At 67.2% G+C, this 19283-nt stretch carries 20 protein-coding genes and 1 pseudogene; 7 read left to right on the plus strand and 14 right to left on the minus strand.

The features are described from left to right. Positions 1-153: 153 nt before the first annotated feature. A complete protein-coding gene (locus tag BJQ90_RS12320; protein ID WP_226760544.1) occupies positions 154-462 on the minus strand; it encodes a DUF4229 domain-containing protein in 309 nt (102 codons plus the stop codon). 106 nt (positions 463-568) lie between these two features. On the opposite strand from BJQ90_RS12320, the gene BJQ90_RS12325 reads away from it, so the two are divergent. Then, positions 569-1000, plus strand: coding sequence for a PLD nuclease N-terminal domain-containing protein (locus tag BJQ90_RS12325; protein WP_226760545.1), 432 nt, complete (start codon positions 569-571; stop codon positions 998-1000). Positions 1001-1889: 889 nt separating this feature from the next. Continuing rightward, positions 1890-2060, plus strand: a complete 171-nt coding sequence (locus BJQ90_RS12330; RefSeq protein ID WP_226760546.1) for a hypothetical protein — start codon at positions 1890-1892, stop codon at positions 2058-2060. A 744-nt stretch (positions 2061-2804) separates the two neighbouring features. Here the strand turns inward: BJQ90_RS12330 and ccsB are convergent. From ccsB to BJQ90_RS12355, 5 genes are all read right to left on the minus strand, one after another. Beyond that, complete coding sequence (gene ccsB, locus BJQ90_RS12335; protein WP_226760547.1) at positions 2805-3914, minus strand: c-type cytochrome biogenesis protein CcsB; 1110 nt, start codon at positions 3912-3914, stop codon at positions 2805-2807. Continuing rightward, complete coding sequence (locus tag BJQ90_RS12340) at positions 3914-5602, minus strand: cytochrome c biogenesis protein ResB (protein WP_226760576.1); 1689 nt, start codon at positions 5600-5602, stop codon at positions 3914-3916. The genes ccsB and BJQ90_RS12340 overlap by 1 nt, the downstream gene beginning before the upstream one ends. A 233-nt stretch (positions 5603-5835) precedes the next feature. Then, positions 5836-6591: a cytochrome c biogenesis CcdA family protein gene (locus BJQ90_RS12345; RefSeq protein WP_224047480.1), complete on the minus strand. Its 756-nt coding sequence runs from the start codon at positions 6589-6591 to the stop codon at positions 5836-5838. A gap of 17 nt (positions 6592-6608) precedes the next feature. Further along, entirely contained in the window at positions 6609-7229 is a 621-nt protein-coding gene (locus BJQ90_RS12350; protein ID WP_226760548.1) for a TlpA family protein disulfide reductase, read from the minus strand. A 1-nt stretch (position 7230) separates the two neighbouring features. After that, positions 7231-7896 carry a histidine phosphatase family protein gene (locus BJQ90_RS12355; protein WP_226760549.1) on the minus strand — a complete coding sequence of 222 codons (666 nt, stop codon included), beginning with the start codon at positions 7894-7896 and terminating at the stop codon, positions 7231-7233. 211 nt (positions 7897-8107) lie between these two features. On the opposite strand from BJQ90_RS12355, the gene BJQ90_RS12360 reads away from it, so the two are divergent. The 3 genes from BJQ90_RS12360 to BJQ90_RS12370 all read left to right on the plus strand — a co-directional run bounded on the left by BJQ90_RS12360 (position 8108) and on the right by BJQ90_RS12370 (position 10622). Then, positions 8108-8656: a YceI family protein gene (locus BJQ90_RS12360; RefSeq protein ID WP_226760550.1), complete on the plus strand. Its 549-nt coding sequence runs from the start codon at positions 8108-8110 to the stop codon at positions 8654-8656. 228 nt (positions 8657-8884) lie between these two features. Continuing rightward, a complete protein-coding gene (locus BJQ90_RS12365) occupies positions 8885-9592 on the plus strand; it encodes a hypothetical protein (RefSeq protein WP_226760551.1) in 708 nt (235 codons plus the stop codon). A 202-nt stretch (positions 9593-9794) separates the two neighbouring features. Beyond that, positions 9795-10622: a hypothetical protein gene (locus tag BJQ90_RS12370; RefSeq protein WP_226760552.1), complete on the plus strand. Its 828-nt coding sequence runs from the start codon at positions 9795-9797 to the stop codon at positions 10620-10622. Between the two features lie 64 nt (positions 10623-10686). Here BJQ90_RS12370 and BJQ90_RS12375 read toward each other — a convergent pair whose 3' ends face one another. Further along, positions 10687-11382, minus strand: coding sequence for a redox-sensing transcriptional repressor Rex (locus BJQ90_RS12375; RefSeq protein WP_226760553.1), 696 nt, complete (start codon positions 11380-11382; stop codon positions 10687-10689). An 80-nt stretch (positions 11383-11462) separates the two neighbouring features. Next, positions 11463-11723, minus strand: coding sequence for a glutaredoxin family protein (locus BJQ90_RS12380; RefSeq protein WP_226760554.1), 261 nt, complete (start codon positions 11721-11723; stop codon positions 11463-11465). 109 nt (positions 11724-11832) lie between these two features. Here BJQ90_RS12380 and BJQ90_RS12385 point away from each other — a divergent pair, with 109 nt between their 5' ends. After that, complete coding sequence (locus tag BJQ90_RS12385) at positions 11833-12651, plus strand: HAD family hydrolase (protein WP_226760555.1); 819 nt, start codon at positions 11833-11835, stop codon at positions 12649-12651. A gap of 422 nt (positions 12652-13073) precedes the next feature. Here BJQ90_RS12385 and BJQ90_RS12390 read toward each other — a convergent pair whose 3' ends face one another. The 4 genes from BJQ90_RS12390 to BJQ90_RS12405 form a co-directional block, all read right to left on the minus strand. Next, positions 13074-13172, minus strand: coding sequence for a 30S ribosomal protein bS22 (locus tag BJQ90_RS12390; RefSeq protein WP_003792170.1), 99 nt, complete (start codon positions 13170-13172; stop codon positions 13074-13076). Positions 13173-13373: 201 nt separating this feature from the next. Beyond that, the gene (locus BJQ90_RS12395; protein ID WP_226760556.1) at positions 13374-13586 is read right to left on the minus strand and encodes a helix-turn-helix domain-containing protein; all 213 of its coding nucleotides are present in this window, start codon (positions 13584-13586) and stop codon (positions 13374-13376) included. A 225-nt stretch (positions 13587-13811) separates the two neighbouring features. Then, the gene (locus tag BJQ90_RS12400; RefSeq protein ID WP_226760557.1) at positions 13812-14924 is read right to left on the minus strand and encodes a 3-deoxy-7-phosphoheptulonate synthase; all 1113 of its coding nucleotides are present in this window, start codon (positions 14922-14924) and stop codon (positions 13812-13814) included. Positions 14925-15215: 291 nt separating this feature from the next. After that, positions 15216-15905, minus strand: coding sequence for a FadR/GntR family transcriptional regulator (locus BJQ90_RS12405; protein ID WP_226760558.1), 690 nt, complete (start codon positions 15903-15905; stop codon positions 15216-15218). A gap of 121 nt (positions 15906-16026) precedes the next feature. Here BJQ90_RS12405 and BJQ90_RS12410 point away from each other — a divergent pair, with 121 nt between their 5' ends. Continuing rightward, entirely contained in the window at positions 16027-17355 is a 1329-nt protein-coding gene (locus BJQ90_RS12410; RefSeq protein ID WP_319004631.1) for an alpha-hydroxy acid oxidase, read from the plus strand. 129 nt (positions 17356-17484) lie between these two features. On the opposite strand, the gene gdhA is transcribed toward BJQ90_RS12410, so the two are convergent. Further along, complete coding sequence (gene gdhA, locus BJQ90_RS12415) at positions 17485-18822, minus strand: NADP-specific glutamate dehydrogenase (RefSeq protein WP_226760559.1); 1338 nt, start codon at positions 18820-18822, stop codon at positions 17485-17487. A gap of 175 nt (positions 18823-18997) precedes the next feature. Beyond that, positions 18998-19283 (minus strand): annotated as a pseudogene (locus BJQ90_RS12420) (ArsR family transcriptional regulator); the annotation flags it as partial.

The following is a 19283-nucleotide window of genomic DNA, read 5'->3' on the forward strand; positions in this document are numbered from 1 at the left end:
GGTTCCAGGGGCGCCGGGGCCGGGGGTTCTGGGCGGAGCGCGACTCTTTGACGACGCGGGCGGCACGCAGGCGGCACGCAGGCGGCACGGGCCAAGGTGCTCTGAGGCGTGCGGGAGCCCAGCGTCCCGCGTTTCCACAACCCCGTTGCGGAGCTAGGAGTCCTTCGGGCGAGTGTCCGTGTGGACGGCGATGTCCGGGTTCGCGTCGACAAGGCGGTCTTCGACGTCGGCGTCTTCCACTTCCCCGGCACTGCGCAAAGGCTTGCCCTTGCCCGAGAACTGCCGTTGGAGCGACGCGGCAGCGGCATCGCGCTGCTTCTGGAAGAAGATGAAGCTGATCGCGAACGCCATCATTCCCGCGCAGAGGACGGCCAGCAGCCAGCCGAGCTGGAGGTAGACGAACAGCGCGAACAAAGGCGCGAAGAGCGCCAGCCGGATCAGGGAGTATTTCAGGAAAGCCACACTCCAAGTTTAGCCGCCGGCAGCGGCCCCGCTCCACCGGGGCTGCATTGTGCGCTCCGGCAGGACTGGAGGCGCCGGGAAGTCCCCCGACGGCTAAACTGAAATCATGCTTCTCCGTGTAGTGGTTGCCGTCGCAGTACTCGTTGTCTTCGTCTACGGACTCATCGACGTGATCCGCACCGATTCGCGCCAAACCAAGGGAATTTCGAAGCCTGCCTGGATTGTCGTGCAGATCGTCCTTCCCGTGATCGGCGCCGTCCTTTGGTTCCTCATCGGCCGGCCGCGCGACACCGCCCCCGCGCGCACCAGCTACAGCCACACGCTCGCGCCCGACGACGACCCGGATTTCCTGCGCAACCTCGAAATCCGCCGCCGCAACCAGGCTGAAGCCGACCGGCTCAAGAAGCTCAAGGACGAACTGGAGGCCAAGGAACGCAAGGTCGACGGCGGCAAGGGCGCCTCGGGCACCACCCATGGTTCCGAGTCCGGCGAGGCCCGCGGCAGCGGCGACACGCAGGGCACCGACGAAGCCAAGTAGACCTGCCCCGAGTTCTCCCTGCTTCCTTCGCCGGTTTCTCTCTCTGATTCCGTCCCCGCTGCCCCGCACACGTGACCGGCTTCTCACCCGCTGCCCCGCACACGAGACCCGCTCCTCACCCGCTGTCCCGAACCGTAGCGTCCGACGCACTTTCCTGCCGGGGACAAGATCCACTTGTCCTCCACTCTGTGGATAACCGCGGAACCCGTTCCTGACCGACGCAGAATGCTTGTATGCGACCTCCCAGCGAGCTTCCCCTGCAGCTTCGAAACCGTCCTTTCACCGTGGCCCAGGCCCGTGCTGCTGGGCTGAGCCGTCGTCGGACCCGGGCTGAGGATCTCATCAACCCCGGCCACGGAGTGCGCACAGGTGCCACCACGCAGGACACTTTGCTGGAACGATTGCGCGCCCTGGCTGCTGTGACCGGAGGCGTCGTGAGCCACCTGTCTGCAGCAGTGCTTTGGGGTTTCCCCCTGCCGCTTTCATTGGACAACCTGGCTGTCATCCACCTGACTGCCGGTCCGGGAAAGCGGGCCGTGCGGCACAAGCATGTTGTGGGCCATCAGCAGTTACTCGAACCGGACGAGATCGTAGCCGGGATCTGGGTGAGCTGCACTTCCCCACTACGGACGTGGTTCGACCTCGCCGGGATATTGAGCCTGGATGATTTGGTGATGGCCGGCGACTTCCTGCTGCGCCGCAAGAATCCGCTGGCAACAGTCGATGCGCTAGACGCATTCCTCGCCGGAAAGAGGGGAAGGGCGGGCTACCAGCCCGCCATGCGTGCCCGGAGCCTGATGCGCGCCAACACGGACTCCCCAAAGAGACCGAGCTCCGGCTGCTGCTGGTTCGCCATGGTCTGCCGGAGCCCGGAGTCAACGTCCCGATCTTGGACGAGAACGGATGCTGGATCCAGGACCCGGACTTGTCCTATGAGCAGGAAAGGATCGCGATCCAGTACGACGGCGCGCATCACGCGGATCCGGCGCAGCGTCGCAGCGACATCTTCCGAGATGAAAGCGCCAGAGATGCCGGGTGGCGCATTGTCGTATTGACATAGCGGGACCTGGACCCGGTCGCCCCCGGCATGGAACCGTCTGCAGTGACCCGGGTACGGAGTGCGCTGACGGAGCGCGGCTGGACCCCCGCACCGGGCCCGAACCCCCGGCGTAGCGCCCGCGTCCACCCATCTGACGCGAATGGCCGCTAAAAGGGGCGTCTTAGCGGCCACTTGTGGTGAATGGGCACCGACCGGAATGGCATAACGGCCGTTCGTGGTAAATCGATGAAGTATGTGAGCCGACGCAGCCCACGAAAGCGCCCCCGGGCCGAACCCACGCTCGTTTCCAGACCCAGCCCCCAGGCACCGCCACCCATCTGACGCAAATGGCCGCTATCCTGGGCGCCCGGCCCACCCATCTGACGCGAATGGCCGCTATCCTGGGCGCCCGGCCCACCCATCTGACGCGAATGGCCCTTAAGAGGGGCGTCTTAGCCACCCATCTGACGCGAATGGCCGCTAAAAGGGGCGTCTTAGCGGCCACTTGTGGTGAATGGGCACCGACCGGAATGCCATAACGGCCGTTCGTGGTAAATCGATGACGTATGTGAGCCGACGCAGCCCACGAAAGCACCCCCGGGCCGAACCCACGCTCGTTTCCAGACCCAGCTCCCAGGCACCGCCACCCATCTGACGCAAATGGCCGCTCAGCCAGGCACCGGCCCACCCATCTGACGCAAATGGCCGCTAAGCCGGTCGGCTTAGCGGCCATTCGTGACGAATCGCAGACAAGTGGTGTGCGGGCTACAGCCCCGAGTAGGAGTGCAGGCCGTTGAAGAACTGGTTCACGATCGTGAAGTTGAAGACCACGCAAAGGTAGCCCACGATCGACAGCCAGGCCGCACGGGTTCCGGTCCAGCCCCGGGTGGCGCGGGCGTGAAGGTAGCCTGCGTAGACCACCCAGATCACGAAAGTCCAGACTTCCTTGGTGTCCCAGCCCCAGAAACGGCCCCAGGCCTTCTCGGCCCAAATCGCACCGAACATCAGCGTGAAGGTCCAGCCGACGAACGCGATGGCGTTGATCCGGTAGGAGAGGTTCTCGAGGCTCAGCGCGGACGGCACCAGGCGCATGAAGCCCAGCTTGTCGCTACCGCCGGCAGCGATGGCCTTCTGCCGGTGCGACTGGACCAGCTGCAGCGCCGACATCGCGAAGGTCAGGGTGAACAGCGCGGAGGACATCACGGCGATCGAGACGTGGATGATCAGCCAGTAGCTCTGCAGCGCGGGAACGAGGTGGCCCACCGGCGTCCAGTAAGCCACCGAGGCCGCAACAAGCATGATGATCGCCAGGCCCACCACGAAGGTGCCCAGGAAGCGCAGGTCGCGCTTGATCAGGACCACCAGGAAGACGGCCACGACCACGAACGCACCGGTGGTGAGGAACTCGTACATGTTGCCCCACGGCACGCGGCCCGAGCCGATGGCCCGGGTGATGACGCCGGCGGCGTGGATGGCGACACCCAGCACCGTCAGGGCGACGGCCACCCTGGCGGGGGCGCGGCGCTCGGCGGAGTAGCGCATGGCGCCGTCGGCGGTTTGTCCGATGCCGGCAGCGTTCCCGGTAGCGGTGTGCGCCACGGACGACGACGGGCGCTCGGCCCGGCCAACGGGCCCGGCCACATCGGAATCGGCCCGGTCAACAGCGGCGGACGAGGCGCCGACGCCGGCACCCACCGGAACGCGGGCGGCCTCGGCAGCTGCCAGTTCGGCCGCCCGAAGGTCCACCGCGCGCAGCATTTTGCTGCTCTTGGCCAGATCCCAGGCGAAGGCGATGAAAGCCACCGTGTAGGTGCCCGCTGCGAGGAGCATAAACAACTCGCTGTACTGGCCCATGGTTTCGTTGATGGGGAACATTACTGATCCTTCTTTGGCTCGGAAGAGCCTGCTGTTGACTGGATGAAGTCTGCTGCGGGGTGGTCCGGGGAGGCCTGCTCAGCACCGGCCCCGGGCAGCGTGGTATCCGCCCGGTCATTATCCACTCCCCCGCTGGGAGCCGACTGGGAGTCGTCAAGATCCCAGGCGCCCGCGAGGAGCTTGCGGACCGCGCTAGCTTCGCTGGCAAGCCGGTGGTCTTCGCCGCGGGCCAGGAGCCCGTATTCGACCATGGTGCGGCCGTCCGCGTGGGTCCCGGTCCGGACCCAGACCCGGCGCCGGTTCACGTACAGGGAGGTAACCAGGCCGGCCACCGCCAGGAGCGCGAAGATCAGTGCGTAGAGCTGGCCCGGATTGTGGTGGATGTCGACGCCGACGTAACGCTTCACGCCGTCGAAGCTGATGGTCCCCTTGCCGTCGGGCAGGGTGTGAGTGGTTCCCGGCGTCAGGACGATGCCCTTGGTCTCAAGGTTCCGGGCGTTGAGCGGGGTCAGCTTCTTCACATCGAGTTCGAAGACGTTCTGCGGGGATCCGTCGTTCAGGCCGAGGTCACCGTAATAGGAGTTCAAAGTCAGCTGCGGGTTGATCAGCTCGGGATCGCCGCTGAAGGAGACGCCCTTATCGGTGACGAAGGCCGTCGGCAGGAAGAAGCCGGCGAAGGCGAGCTGCTCCGGCTTGGCGTCGGGGACCTTGATGACCACGGAGGAGTAGTAGTTGTCGCCCTGCAGCTTGGCGACCACCGGACCCTGCATGGCGATGTTGCCGGCGCCGTCGCGGACTGTCACCACGGGGGCATAGCCGTTGCCCGTGAGGTAGAGGCTGGTGCCGCCGAGGCTGAGCGGGTCGTTGACCTTCAGCACCTCTTTCTTGGCGGGAGCATCCGGGGTTTCCTTCGTGGTCACGTCGGCCTTGAAGTCGATGGGCTGTCCGAACTTGCCCTTGGATTCCCGGTCGAAGGTGATCTGGAATTTGTCCAGCTGGACCGAGTAGGGCTGCAGCTGGCTGCTCTGGAAGTTGGTGCCCGGGGTGAACTGGTCGTAGCCCACGAGGGTATTTACGAAGGTGTCGCCCTCCACCAGGATCCGTTGCCCGCTGTAGCCGAACAGCCCGCCGACCGCAACGGACACCAGCACGCCGATCAGCGAGGTGTGGAAGACCAGGTTGCCGACTTCGCGCAGGAACCCGCGTTCCGCACCCACCGACGGCCGGGCGCCGTCGTGGTCGCGGACGTCGACGCGGTAGCCGCGCTTCTTCAGCAGCGCCGCGGCATCCGTGATGGCGCCCGACGCCGGGATCCCGGCGTCGGCGGGAATGACCAGCGTGCCGTATTCGGGCAGCCGGGACAGCCGTGCGGGGGTGCGCGGCGGCTGGGACCGCATCGCCTTGTAGTGCGCAATGGCCCGCGGGACCACGCAGCCGATCAGGGAGACAAACAGCAGGATGTAGATGGCGGAGAACCACGCCGAGGAGTACACATCGTAGAGCTGGAGCGAGTCGAGGATCTTGCCGTAGTCCGGGTGGTCCTTGATGTACTGCGTGACGACCGAGGGGTTGGTGGGCCGCTGCGGGAAGAGCGACCCGGGCACCGCGGCCACCGCCAGCATCAGCAGCAGGAACAGCGCGGTGCGCATGCTGGTCAGCTGGGTCCAGGCCCAGCGGAGCATGCCCATCGGGCCCAGCGCGGGCAGGACAGCCTCAGCCTTCGCGGCCGCGACCGGGCTGGCGTCGCCGGCGGACTTGACGCCACGCTTGCCGCCGGGCCGGGCACCGGACTTGCCGCCGGGCCGGGCGCCGGACTTGCCGCCGGGCTCAGTGCCGCCGGGTTCAGTGCCTTCGGGTTCGGTGCCGTCGGGCGTGTTGCCGGGGACTGGGGACTTTTTCTCTACGTTCACTCGCTCGCTCATCAGATCGGCAATTTCACATCGGTTTGGAACCAGTACTGCAACTCGGAGACCCAGGTCCCCCACACTCCGGTGGCCATCAGCAGGCCGAGCCCGACCAGAATCCCGCCGCCGATGCGCTGGATGGCGAGCCGGTGCTTGCGGAAAAAGGACATCACGCCGATGCCGCGGCGCACGGCCAGCGCGATCAGCAGGAAGGGGATGCCCAGACCAAGGCTATAGACAAACGCCAGGAACGCACCTTTGGCCGCCGAGGATCCACCGGAAAGGCTGAGCAGCTGCACCGCGGAATAGGTCGGGCCGATGCAGGGCGCCCAGCCCAGACCGAAGGTGATGCCCAGCAGCGGCGCGCCCCACAGCCCGGCCGGCGGCTTGGACTGGATCTTCGCGTCGCGCTGCAGCCAGCCGAACCCGCCCATGAACACGACACCCATAATGATCACGAGGATGCCCAGGACCTGCGTGATCCAGGCGTTCTGCGAGCCGGTGATGAGCGTCCCCAGCTGCCCGAACGCCCCGCCGAGCAGCACAAAGATCACCGAGAAGCCGAGCACAAAAAGCCCGATGCCGGCCAGCATGCGGCCGCGCTTCTGCTTCTGGAGGTCGACGCCGGTCAGTCCCGTGACGTAGCCCAGATACCCCGGCACGAGGGGCAGCACACACGGAGAGAGGAAGGAGACGAAGCCTGCGAGCAGCGCCACGGGGATGGCAAGCAGCAGCGAACCGCTCAGGATGGCTTCGGCGAAGGGGCTGTTCACGGTAGGTGGCCTGTCCGCTACTCGGCCACGGCAGCGGCGATGAGGGACTTGAGGGTGCCCTTTTGGATCTCGCCGAGGACACGGGACGCCACGCGGCCCTGCTTGTCCAGCACCAGCGTGGTGGGCACGGCCCCCGGGGGGACCAGGCCGGAAACGGCCAGCAGGACGGCGCCGTCCTTGTCATTGAAACTGGGGTAGGTCAGGTTGAAGGTGCTGTCGAACGCGTCTGCCGTGGCCTTCTCGTCGCGGAGGTTGACGCCGAAGAACTGCACGCCCTGGCTCTTGAACTCCTGGTGCAAGGCCTCCAGCGAGGGCGCCTCCACCCGGCACGGCGCGCAGGCCGCGAACCAGAAGTTGAGCACGGTTACCTGGCCCTGGAACGCCTCGGCCGTCACCGCGGTGCCGTCGAAGAGCGTGCCCTGGATGGCAACGGGGCTCTTGCGGTCCGCCGCGGCGAATTCCGTCACCGATCCGTCGCCGGCCACGTAGTTCTTGTTGTCGCCGGCCCTGGCCTGTTTGGCCAGCGCATCCTCCTGGGCACAGCCCGAGAGACCCAGCACGACGGCGAGGGCCGCACCGCCCGCTGTCAGGACGCTGCGGCGGGACACGGGTGACGCGCTCCGGCGGTTTCCGGCCATGTCAGGCTCCGGGGGTGCTGGACGCACCGGGAAGAAGGGCGGCCGCAGGCTCGCTGTACTCGACCCGCAGGAGGTTCCCGGCGTCGTCGAACACCAGGGACGTGACCGAGGTGAGGGTGCATTCGCGTTTGCGCGGATCATGCCACAGGGGCTTGCCCTCGGCGCTGAGCCGGGTGGCCCAGATCGGCAGCTGGTGGCTGACGAGGATCGCTTCGGCCCCGTCGCCGCCAAGTTCGATGGCCCGCAGCCGGGCATCGTGGACAGCGGCGATGACACGCGCGGCCTGTTCCTTGTAGGGCTCGCCCCAGGACGGCCGGAACGGGTTGCGCAGCATGGGCCAGTGCTTCGGCTTGAGGATCTCCGCCTTGTCGACGTGGAGCCCCTCGAAGTAGTTTTCGGCCTCGATGATCCGGGCCTCCGTGGTGATCGCAAGGTTCAGGGCCTCGGCGATGGGCTGCGCCGTCTCCTGCGCGCGGGTCAGCGGCGAGGCGGCGAGGTGGACAATCCTCGCCCCCTGCGCGGACCGCTCACTGAAGTGCTCCGCAAGCGTCCGGGCCATCTCCCGGCCGAGCTCGGACAGGTGGAACTCGGGCAGCCTGCCGTACAGGACGCCGTCGGGATTGTAGACCTCGCCGTGGCGGAGCAAATGAACAGTGGCTTGGGGCATGTGTACCAGTTTCTCAAAGGGCAGGGGCAATGACGAAATCTTCTACAAGAAGTAGAACTCAAGAGTTTTTCGAAATGTTCCCCGGAGTTGGAATAAAAGATGCAAATGCATGTTTATACTGGGTGAAGCAGTTAGTTGAGACTTCAACAAATGAGGTTTCAGCTGACGATCAGACCCACTGCACGACCCACCCGACACAAGGAGCAACACCATGGCACTTCCCGCTAACGTCACCACCGGCACCTGGACCCTCGACAACTCGCACAGCGAGATTGCCTTCACCGTCCGCCACGCCGGCATCAGCAAGGTCCGCGGCCAGTTCAAGGATGCCGAGGCCACCCTGGACCTCGCCGAGAACGTTGCCGACTCGAAGGTCAACGCCTCGATCAAGACCGCGAGCTTCGACTCCGGCGACGCCAACCGCGACGGCCACGTCCGCGGCGAAGATTTCTTCGACGTCGAGAATTTCCCGGAAATCTCCTTCGTCTCCAGCAACATCGTCCCCAAGGGTGATGCCTACGAGCTCCAGGGCGAGCTCACCATCAAGGGTGTTACCCGTCCGGTGGCCCTCGAGACCGAATTCAACGGCGTTGCCGTCGACCCGTTCGGCATGACCCGCGCCGGCCTGTCCGCCGAGACCACAATCAGCCGCAAGGACTTCGGCCTGACCTGGAACGCAGTCCTCGAAGCCGGCGGCGTGCTCGTCAGCGACAAGGTTGCCGTCAACCTCGAACTGGCCTTCATCGCTCCCGCTGCCTAGTCTCTGAACGTCTGGCCGGCCGGTCTCCAGTACCTGGCCGGCCGGCGGCCACGCGCTTCGTCCTTGTGATGGAGCGGGGTGTTTTGCGTTCAGCCCTGGGTGCTGTCGGAGCCGCACCCAGGCCTTCCGGGCCATCTGGCAGCCCCCTGTTTCGTGGCGTCCCGACATGCTCCGCAACACGCTCCGATTCCCTAGATACCGGCACATCCGCGGTCTACAGTGAGAGCCATGAGCAACCCCCAAGAGGTCCCTCCTCCGCAGCAGCCGGGTGCCCAGCCCCCGACGGCGGGCAACGTTCCGCCCGCAGGCTCCGAGCCACCCCGCGCCGCATGGCCCGCGTCCGGGGGCAACCAGCCGCCGGGCAACCCATCCCCGCCGGGTTACCAGGCGCCACCCCAGGGGTACCAGCCCCCTCCCGGTTACCAGGCGCCGGGGCAAGCGCCCGGCCGGTTCCGCTTCGAAATGCCCACGGACCGGCCCCGGAACTTCAACGACGCCATGCCCGTCGGCGGGTTCTCCGGCATGTTCACGGTCACGGCCATGCCGACAGAGCTGAAAGTCTCCTATTGGATCTGGCTCATCGGCGGACTGCTGGGCCTGCTCGGCGGTGTGATCGGGCTCTTTGGGTCGTTCGTGCTCCTGGCAGTCATCCCGCCCCTGGGTTTCGTGGTGCTCCTGCTGGTGCTGGTGGCACTTGCGCTCGCGGCGGCCCAGATCATCCTGAGCATCAAGATGAAGGAAGGGCGCGAGTGGGCCCGTTTCGCCCTCACGATCGTCGCCGGCATTTCCCTGCTGCTGGCCATCCTCAACGCTGCCGCGGCCGAGGGCCGGGGCGGCGGGAGCTGGCCCAGCTTCATCATCAGCCTGGCTGCGGTTGTGCTGATGTGGCTGCCCAACTCGCAGGCATGGTTCGTCTCGCTGCGGGGCCGCATCTGAACGGCGGCTGACGGACGGCACCATCCGGCATAAGCCGAACTGCATCCGGGCTTTATTCGCACTCCGTGTGGACGCTGAGAATACCTCTCAGGAATGATCCGCGCAGGCGGCGACGCGCGGTACGGTGGACGTAAACCATGCTGGGGGCAGGGCAGGAAGCTGTTTCCGGTAGCTGAACCAGACCGCCACGCAAAGGAACGCCATGAGCATCCCGCCAGTCCCGCCATCGAACCCGGACGCACCCGAGCCGGGCGAACAGCCCACACCCCCCTACGGCCAGAACGCACCCCAGTACGGCCAGCAGCCGCCGTCCGCCCCGCAGTACGGGCAGACTCCTCCCGCCGCGCCCCAGTATGGCCAGGCCCCGTCCGCGCCGCAGTACGGCCAGCAGCCGCCGCAGTACGGGCAGAACTCCCCGCAGATGCCCCAGTACGGCCAGAACGCGCCGCAGTCCAACCAGCCCCAGTACAACCAGCAGCCTCCGCAGTACGGCCAGCCCGGCTACGGCCAGCAGGCGCCGCAGTACGGCCAGTCCCCGTACAGCCAGTACCCCTCGGACCAGCCGGTAGCCAAAGCGGGCACGCCCCAGCTCGTCAACACGGCCTTCTGGCTCATCGTCGCGTCCGGTGCCATCTGGGTGATCTCGCTGCTGGTGGCGATGGGCATGGTCGACTCCCCCGAAATGCGGAGCATGTTCAATCAGCAGATGGCCGGCAGCGGCGCCGACATCAGGTTCGAGGACCTCAGGGGGTTCCTGGTCGGAAGCATCGTCGTCTTCGCTGTGATCAGCGCCGGGCTCTACGCCCTCGTGGCCCTGAACGTGCGCAAGGGCAAGAACTGGGCACGGATCCTCGGCACGGTCTTCGCGGCCCTGTCGATCTTCAGCCTTTTCCCGCTGAGCCTCGGCACCCTGGCCGTCGTCCTCGGCATCGCGGGCATCGTCATGCTTTACCTGCCGGCGACGTCCCCGTACTTCGCCAAGCGGCAGCCGTTCGCCAACCCGTACGGGCAGCCGGGCGGGCCTTTCTAAGCAACCAGGTCCAAGCAACCAGGCACCGGCGCAGGGCGCGGGAGCCGGACGGGCTGACTAAGAACTAGTCAGCATCCTCCGGGTCCTGCGCCCTTTGTGCGTGATAGGCCAGGATCTGAAGTTCGGTGGCCATGTCCACCTTGCGCAGGTTGACCCCGGGCGGCACCTGCAGCATCACCGGGGCAAAACTGAGGATGCTCCGCACACCGGCGGCGATGACCCGGTCGCAGACGTCCTGCGCCACGGCGGCCGGCAGGGCCAGCACCACCATGTTGGCTCCGGTCCGCTGCAGCACCGGTTCGAGGTCGGCAGCATCGCTGACACGCAGCCAGCCCACCTCGCTGCCCACCACCATCTGGTCCGCATCGAAAATCGCAACAATGTCGAAGCCGCGGGATTCGAACCCGCCATACCGGGCCAGCGCCTTGCCAAGGTTGCCGGCGCCAACGATGGCGACCTTCCAGTCGTGCGTCAGGCCCAGCGCTGCGGCAATATGCCGGTTGAGGTACTGCACTTCGTAGCCGACGCCACGGGTCCCGTAGGAGCCCACATAGGACAGGTCTTTGCGGAGAGTCGAGGAGCTGACGCCTGAGGCCTCGGCCAGGGATTCGGACGAGACCCGGTCGACGCCCTCCGCGAGCAGGGTGGTGAGGGCGCGCAGGTAGATGGTCAGCCGGGCCACGGCCGCGGGCGGTATCTGCTTTGCGGCAGTCCCTGCTCCCCCGGGCATCGCCTCAGGGGATGAATCCAGCGAAGTCACATCTGCTCCATTGAGTGGCGTTATGTCTTCCACTCTAGAGGTCCCGCAGTTCCTCGAACAAAGCAGGCGCTTCCGGCCCGTCAGGCCTGCTGGCCCAGCGCGCGCCGCAGCGTGCGCTCCAGCCGGGTTTCGTCGATCTTCCAGAAGTCCCGCTGGACGCCGTCCACCAGCAGCACCGGAATCTCCTCCGCAAAGCGCTCCCGCAGCTCGGCGTCGTCGTCCACCGGTTGCTCCCGCCAGCCGATGCCGAGGCTCTTTGTGACGCGGTCGACGGCGTCGCGGGCCGCCGAGCAGAGATGGCAGTTAGCTTTGGTGATGAGGACGACGTCGGGGCTTGGCATGGCTCCACGGTAGCCCGGGAGCCCGTTCCGCGTCGACGCGCCGGACATATCTGACCCGGCTGCGGCCCCGGCGACGGGAACGGGCGCGGGCTTTGACTAGACTCGTGGCATGTCCGAAGAGAAGTACGTCACTGTGGTCATGGAGCCTGCTGCAGCACCGCAGCACGGCGAGGCCGCGTTCTTCGACGTCGACAACACCCTCATGCGGGGGGCCAGCCTGTTCCATGTGGCCCGTAAGATGCACCAGCGCGGGGCCTTCACGATTCCCCAGGCGATCGGGATTGCCTGGAAACAGCTCATGTTCGTGCTCCGCGGCGAGAAGATGGATGACGTCCACGCCGTCCGCGACACGGCCCTGGGCCTGGCCTGCGGCATCACCGTCAAGGACATTGAGGCCCTCGGCGAAGAAGTGTATGACGAGATGATTGAATCCCGGATCTGGCCGGGGGCCAAAGCCCTGGCCGAGCAGCACCTCCGGGTGGGGCGCAAGGTCTGGCTCGTGACGGCGACACCGATCGAGGTGGCCACGGTCATCTCGACCCGGCTGGGCCTCACCGGGGCCCTGGGTACCGTGGGCGAAGTCCGGGACGGCGCCTACACCGGACGGCTGGTCGGCGAGATCCTGCACGGACCCGCCAAGGCCGTGGCCGTGAGTGCGGTGGCCGAGGCCGAGGGCCTGGACTTGAGCCGGTGCTGGGCGTACAGCGATTCGCACAACGACGTCCCCCTGCTGAGCATGGTGGGCCATCCCGTGGCCATCAACCCCGATGCCCGGCTCCGCCGCCATGCCCGCGAAAACAACTGGCCGGTCTACGACTTCCGCTCCGGACGGCGCGCGGCCACCCTGGGGCTCAAGGCCGCCACCGTCGGAGGGGCCATCTACGGCCTCTGGCGGGGGTTCTCCCGCTTCCGCGGGCCCACCGCCTGACCCGCGCACCGGCCGGCCCCTGCCGCGCCGCTTTCCGCTACGCTTCCAGCCGAGCGCGACGCATCCGGCTCAGCGCCGCGCTTCCGGCTTAGCGCTACCCTTCCCGACCTGCGCTACCCTTCCGGACCTGCGCGACGTTTCCGGCTCAGCGCTACCCTTCCGGACCTGCGCGACGTTTCCGGCTCAGCGCTACGCTTCCGGACCTGCGCGACGTTTCCGGCTCAGCGCTGCCCGGATCCGCGTAGCGTCCGTCCGCATCCGCGTCGCCTGTCAGAACGCGCGTCGCCCGGCGTCGCCCGAGCCCCTCGCCTGGCGCGTCGCCCGACCAAATGCGCCGCGGTGGTCCGGAACACGCGCGGAAACGCCAAAGAAAATGCCCGCTGCCTGGAAGGCAACGGGCATTCACACGATGCGAAGTATCTCTACTTCTTATTGCGACGCTGGTGGCGCGTCTTGCGAAGCAGCTTGCGGTGCTTCTTCTTGGCCATACGCTTGCGACGCTTCTTAATAACTGAACCCACGAAAGTTCCTTACCGGCTAGATGCAGTACCTGCCTGTTGGAAAGGGTCCGCGGGCTAAGCAGCAGACTGTACAACTGACAGGTTCTTACAATGACGTAAAACGTTCCTTAACAGGGTACCGCCTATCGGGGGCACACCACGACCGCAGGCGCCATCCGGGGCCCGCGGATTCTTATTCCGGCCGCAGAAGACGCCGGATGCTCAGGCTGTTTCCGTGTTCCCGTCGACGACAGCACCTTTGAGGTACTGGTCGACGGCGGTTTCCGGCACCCGGTAGGAGCGCCCGAAGCGGACCGCCGGCATCTCGCCGGAATGGACAAGCCGGTACACGGTCATTTTGGACACACGCATGACATCCGCGACTTCGGCCACGGTCAAGAAGCGTGCGTTGGAGAAGTTAGCCTCCGAAGACATTTCCCTATTCCTTTACTCAAGCGAACGGCAGCCCCATCAAAACAACATGGCGGTGTGCCGATGCTGAGCCATCAAACAACCATGTATTAGATACTGTAGGGGCTGATGGTGCCCCTGTGAAAGAGTTGCGCGGGATTGCGCGACCCCGGGGCGCAGAACTGTGCGGCACCGCGGCCCCTCCACTGCCGGCCGGGGATCCGGCGGCACCGCGGCACGCTGCCGTGCCTAGCACCGGGTCCGGCGGATGCGCGCGGAGGCCGCGAGCTGTGCCAGCACCGATGCCGTGACATCCCACTCCATGCAGGCGTCCGTCACGCTCTGGCCGTAGACGAGATCGTCCGCCCCGGCGGCGTGCTCGGCGACGTCGAGGTTCTGCGCACCGCCAACGAGGAAGCTCTCCAGCATGACGCCGGCGATGGCACCGGCCGAGGCACCGCCGCTCTCCAGCTGTGAACCGATTTCGAGCGCAACTTCGGCCTGCCGGTGGTGGTTCTTGCCGCTGTTGGCGTGGCTCGCATCCACGATCAGCCTCGGGTTGAGCTGCTTGGCGGCCAGCTTGGCGGAGGTGGCCTCGACGTCGGCGGCGGCGTAGTTGGGGCCCTTGCGTCCGCCACGCAGGATAACGTGCGCGTCCGGGTTGCCGGCGGTGGCGACCAGCGCGGCCCTGCCCTCGCCGTCGATGCCGAGGAACGCCTGGGCCGCCCCGGCCGCGCTGCACGCGTCGAGCGCAACCTGCAGGTCGCCGTCGGTCCCGTTCTTGAAACCGATCGGCATGGACAGCCCGGACGCCAGCTGGCGGTGGATCTGGCTTTCCGTGGTGCGGGCACCGATGGCGCCCCAGGAGACCAGGTCCGCCATGTACTGCGGGCTGATGGGCTCCAGGAACTCGGTGCCGGCGGGCAGGCCGAGCGCGGTGACCTGCTGCAGGAAGCGGCGTGCGGCGCGCAGCCCGGCGGCGATGTCATGGCTGCCGTCCAGCCGCGGGTCGTTGATCAGGCCCTTCCAGCCCACCGTGGTGCGGGGCTTCTCGAAGTACGCCCGCATCACGATCAGCAGGTCTTCCCTGTGCTTCTCGGCCTGGCTGACCAGACGGCGGGCGTATTCGAGGCCGGCCTTGGGATCGTGGATGGAGCAGGGGCCGACAATGACGAGCAAGCGGTCATCGACCCCGTCCATGACCGCGCGGACCTCGTCCCGGCCCCGTGCCACGACCTCGGCGAGGCGGGCGTCCAGCGGCAGCTCCGCGAGCATGTCCCGCGGGGTCGGCAGCGGCGTGAACTCGCTGACGCGCAGGTTTGAGGTGGACTGCTGGGATTCGGGGGCTGCTTCGATGCTCATGGGGGTCCTGTTCCGGGATGCGGAGCGGGCCCTGGTCAGAACCCGCCGGGAAATGGCGAAGGGCAGAGAACGATCTCTGCCCTGTTGGCTCTGAAGGAAGGTTGGATGCGTGTCAGCTAGACGCGGGCCCCTCCAGAGCCAACGAAAAATACGCATACCAACGGTTTGTCATAATCCCGACCATAGCCCGGCGGTTGCCGCCGCCGCAAAATCCGGACGTAATATTTCCGGCCCGGAGTGCTGCAGCCGCGCCCCAGGGGATCAGGACCCAGAGGGCCGCGCCCCCAGGGATCAGGACCCGGCGCCCAGGCCGGCCTCCGCGTAGTAGCCCTCGATGTGGTCCGCCACCAACTGCGCCGCGCTGCCGCCGTCGTGGTTGGAAATGGCCGCCAGGATCCCCCGGTGTTCGGCACGGAGCCGCGCCGCGGTGGAGTCCCAGTCGGGCAGGTTTCCGGTGAGCCGGCCGGCATAGTCCTGGATGGCCTCGCGCAGGGAGCCCATCATGGCGCTGACCACCGCGTTGCCTGCGGCATCCGCCAGCGCCAGATGGAAACGGATGTCCAGGGCAAGGAACTCCTCCGTGTCGGTGCAGCCGTCCATCTGCCCCAGCAGCCTGGCGGCCTCGGCCAGCGCGGGCGACTCCGGGCGCGCCCGGGAAGCGGCCCAGGATTCCAGCAGCACACGCGTCTCCACGATGTCCTTGACGGGCAGGTGCGAGGTGGCCACATGCAGCCGGAGCGCCGAGCCCAGTGCCGCGGTGGGGTCGGCGATGACGACGGTCCCCGCGTCCGGGCCCGAACCCACCCCGGCCCGGAGCACACCCATGGCCTCCAGGACCCGGATGGCCTCGCGGACGGAGGTGCGGGAGACCTTGAGCTGCTCGGCGAGCGCCCGCTCGGCCGGCAGCCGTCCGCCCAGGGCGAGCTGGCCGCTGGAGAGCTGGCCCTCAATCCACTGCAGGACAAGCTGGTGGGTACGCATGGGGCCATCCTACTTGATGTGGTTGGACCACACGCCTAGACTGTGGCTGGACCACACCCGCCCCGTGGAGTATTGGCGGGGACCCGACATCCAGGAACACGAGACCTGCCCGGAGGCAGCAATGACGCAGACCATCGAGCCCGGCAACCCCGAGGCGCCCACCCAGGCAGCAGACACCGGCGCGGGCAGCCACCCGGCCGCGGCCACCCCGGGAGCCGTTCCCGCCGCGCTTAGGCGCCGCATCCCCAAGTACTCGGACCTCGCCCCCCTGATGCAGTTCAAGAAGCCCGAGTTCAGCCGCGCGTCAAGGCTGCGCCGCGCCAGCACCATCTGGGATCTCCGGGACATGGCCAAGCGCCGCACACCCCAGGCCCCGTTCGACTACACCGACGGCGCGGCCGAAGCCGAGATCACGCTGCGCCGCGCCCGCGAGGCCTTCCTCGACATCGAATTCCGGCCCGGCATCCTCCGGGACGTCTCCAGTGTGGACCTCAGCACCGACATCCTTGGGAAGCCGTCGCGGCTCCCGGTGGGCATCGCCCCGACCGGTTTCACCCGGATGATGCAGTCCGAGGGTGAGTACGCCGGGTCCCAGGCCGCCGCGGCCGCCGGCATCCCCTACACACTCTCCACCATGGGCACAGCCTCCATCGAGGACGTGGCCGCTGCCGCACCGGATGGCCGGAACTGGTTCCAGCTCTACCTGTGGACGGACCGGGACCGCTCGCTGGAGCTGATTGAACGCGCGGCCCGGGCCGGCAACGACACCCTCATGGTCACCGTGGACACGGCCGTTGCCGGGGCCCGGCTGCGCGATGTGCGCAACGGCATGACCATCCCGCCGGCGCTGACGATCAAGACCGTGCTGGACGCCTCCTACCGGCCGGCGTGGTGGTTCAACTTCCTCACCCACGAGCCGCTGACCTTCGCCTCGCTGTCCCGCTACACCGGCACCGTCGCGGACCTGATCAACTCGATGTTCGACCCCACCTTGACGTTCGATGACCTCGACTGGCTGCGCGAGACGTGGAAGGGCAAGCTCGTGGTCAAGGGCATCCAGACGGTCGAGGACGCCCGCAAAGTGGTGGACCACGGGGCCGACGGCGTCGTGCTGTCCAACCATGGCGGACGCCAGCTGGACCGCGCCCCGATCCCGTTCCACCTGCTCCCGGACGTCAAGGCGGCGCTGAAGGCGGACCACAGCGACGCGGCGATCATCCTGGACACCGGCATCATGAGCGGTGCGGACATCATCGCGGCCCTGGCCCTGGGCGCCGATTTCACGCTGATCGGCCGCGCCTACCTGTACGGGCTCATGGCCGGCGGGCGTGCCGGTGTGGACCGGGCCATCGAGATCCTGGAAAAGGACATGCTCCGCACTATGGCGCTGCTGGGCGTCAGCCGGATCTCCGAGCTGACCCCGGACCACGTGCGGCTGCTCGGCAAGTAGTGCCCGGCAAATAACGCCCGGCAACTAACCTGCGGGTAGAATCCCGCTGGAAATGACGCGGCGGCAGTGCCTGTCGAAAAACGCTGCCGCCGCGGTCATTCCGGCGCAGGGGCGCCCGGATGATCGGCCCTAGATGAGCCCCTGGGCCAGCATCGCGTCGGCCACCTTCACGAAGCCGCCGATGTTCGCGCCCAGCACGTAGTTCCCCGGATCCCCGTATTCGTCCGCGGTGGCCGCGCAGCGGTCGTGGATCCCGACCATGATCTCGGTGAGCCGTTCCTCGGTGTGCGCAAAGGACCAGGAGTCGCGGCTTGCGTTCTGCTGCATTTCCAGCGCGGACGTTGCCACGCCGCCCGCGTTCGCAGCTTTGCCCGGCCCGTACAGGATGCCGGCTTCCTGGAAGACCGCGACGGCGGCACGGGTCGAGGGCATGTTGGCGCCCTCCCCCACCGCGAGCAGTCCGTTGCGGACCAGCCTGGCGGCAGCGTCGCCGTCGAGTTCGTTCTGTGTGGCACACGGCAGCGCGACCGTCGCGTCGATGTCCCAGACGGAGCCGCCTTCCACGTAGGAGACGGCGGAGCGCCGGGTTTCGTGTTCCTTGAGCCGTCCGCGCTCGACCTCCTTGATCTGCCGCAGCAGCGCGACGTCGATCCCGGCCTCGTCCACGATGTAGCCGGAGGAATCCGAGCAGGCGACCACGGTGGCGCCGAGCGACTGCGCCTTGGCGATCGCGTTGATGGCGACGTTGCCCGAGCCGGAGACCACCACGCGCTGGCCGTCGAAAGACTGGCCGCGGGTCTTGAGCATTTCCGCGGCAAAGATCACGGTGCCGTAGCCGGTGGCCTCGGGCCGCACCAGCGAGCCGCCCCAGGAGATGCCCTTGCCGGTGAGGACGCCGGATTCGTAGCGGTTGGTGATCCGCTTGTACTGCCCGAAGAGGTAGCCGATTTCGCGGCCGCCGACGCCGATGTCCCCGGCCGGGACGTCCGTGTACTCGCCGATGTGGCGGTACAGCTCGGTCATGAAGGACTGGCAGAAGCGCATGACCTCGGCGTCCGAGCGCCCGCGGGGGTCGAAGTCGGAGCCGCCCTTGCCGCCGCCGATCGGCATTCCGGTCAGGGCATTCTTGAAGATCTGCTCGAAGCCGAGGAACTTCACGATGCCCAGGTTCACCGAAGGATGGAACCTCAGGCCTCCTTTGAAGGGCCCCAGTGCGGAGTTGAACTCCACCCGGAAGCCGCGGTTGATCTGGAAGCGCCCTGCGTCGTCGGCCCACGGAACCCGGAAGATGATCTGCCGTTCGGGCTCGCAGAGCCGCTCGAGCACGGCGCCTTCGAGGAACTCGGGGTGGCGGTCGTGGACCGGGCCGAGGCTTTCGAACACCTCGGTAACTGCCTGGTGGAACTCCCCTTCGCCGGGATTTCGTGCCAGCACCGTGTCCCGGATGGCTTCAAGCCGCGCGTCCATTCCAACTCCCTAAACCCGGCGCCCCTCACTGGGCGCGATAAATTAGCCTTTCCATCGTGGCACCGGGGCGGAGCGGATTTCCATTCGAGGGCCGGAGGGCACCCCGTGTGACCAAAACGTGGTGACGCGGAGCACAAAAAAGCAGGGTTACTTTCTGCGGGTTACTTTCTGCGGGTTACTTTCTGCGGCCGAACTTCGGCAGGTTGGCCAGGAGATCGGCGGCCTTCGTGGCGGCCCGGCCGACGGTGCGGCCGATCTGCTGCGGCATCTTGTCCTCGCCTGCGGTGCCGACCGGGAGGACGACGGCGGGACTCAGCGGGCTGCCGGCAGGCCGTCCGGCGAGTGCCGCGGCGGCAGGCGACATGGCGGCGGGCGCCGCGGCTGTGGCGGCGGCCGGGGCGGCCGCCGGTGGCGTGGTGGCGGTGGCGGTGGCGGCCAGGGTGTCCGGGGCCGGGTGGAGC

The organism is Arthrobacter sp. SO3, assembly GCF_020532825.1.
GTDB lineage: Bacteria > Actinomycetota > Actinomycetes > Actinomycetales > Micrococcaceae > Arthrobacter.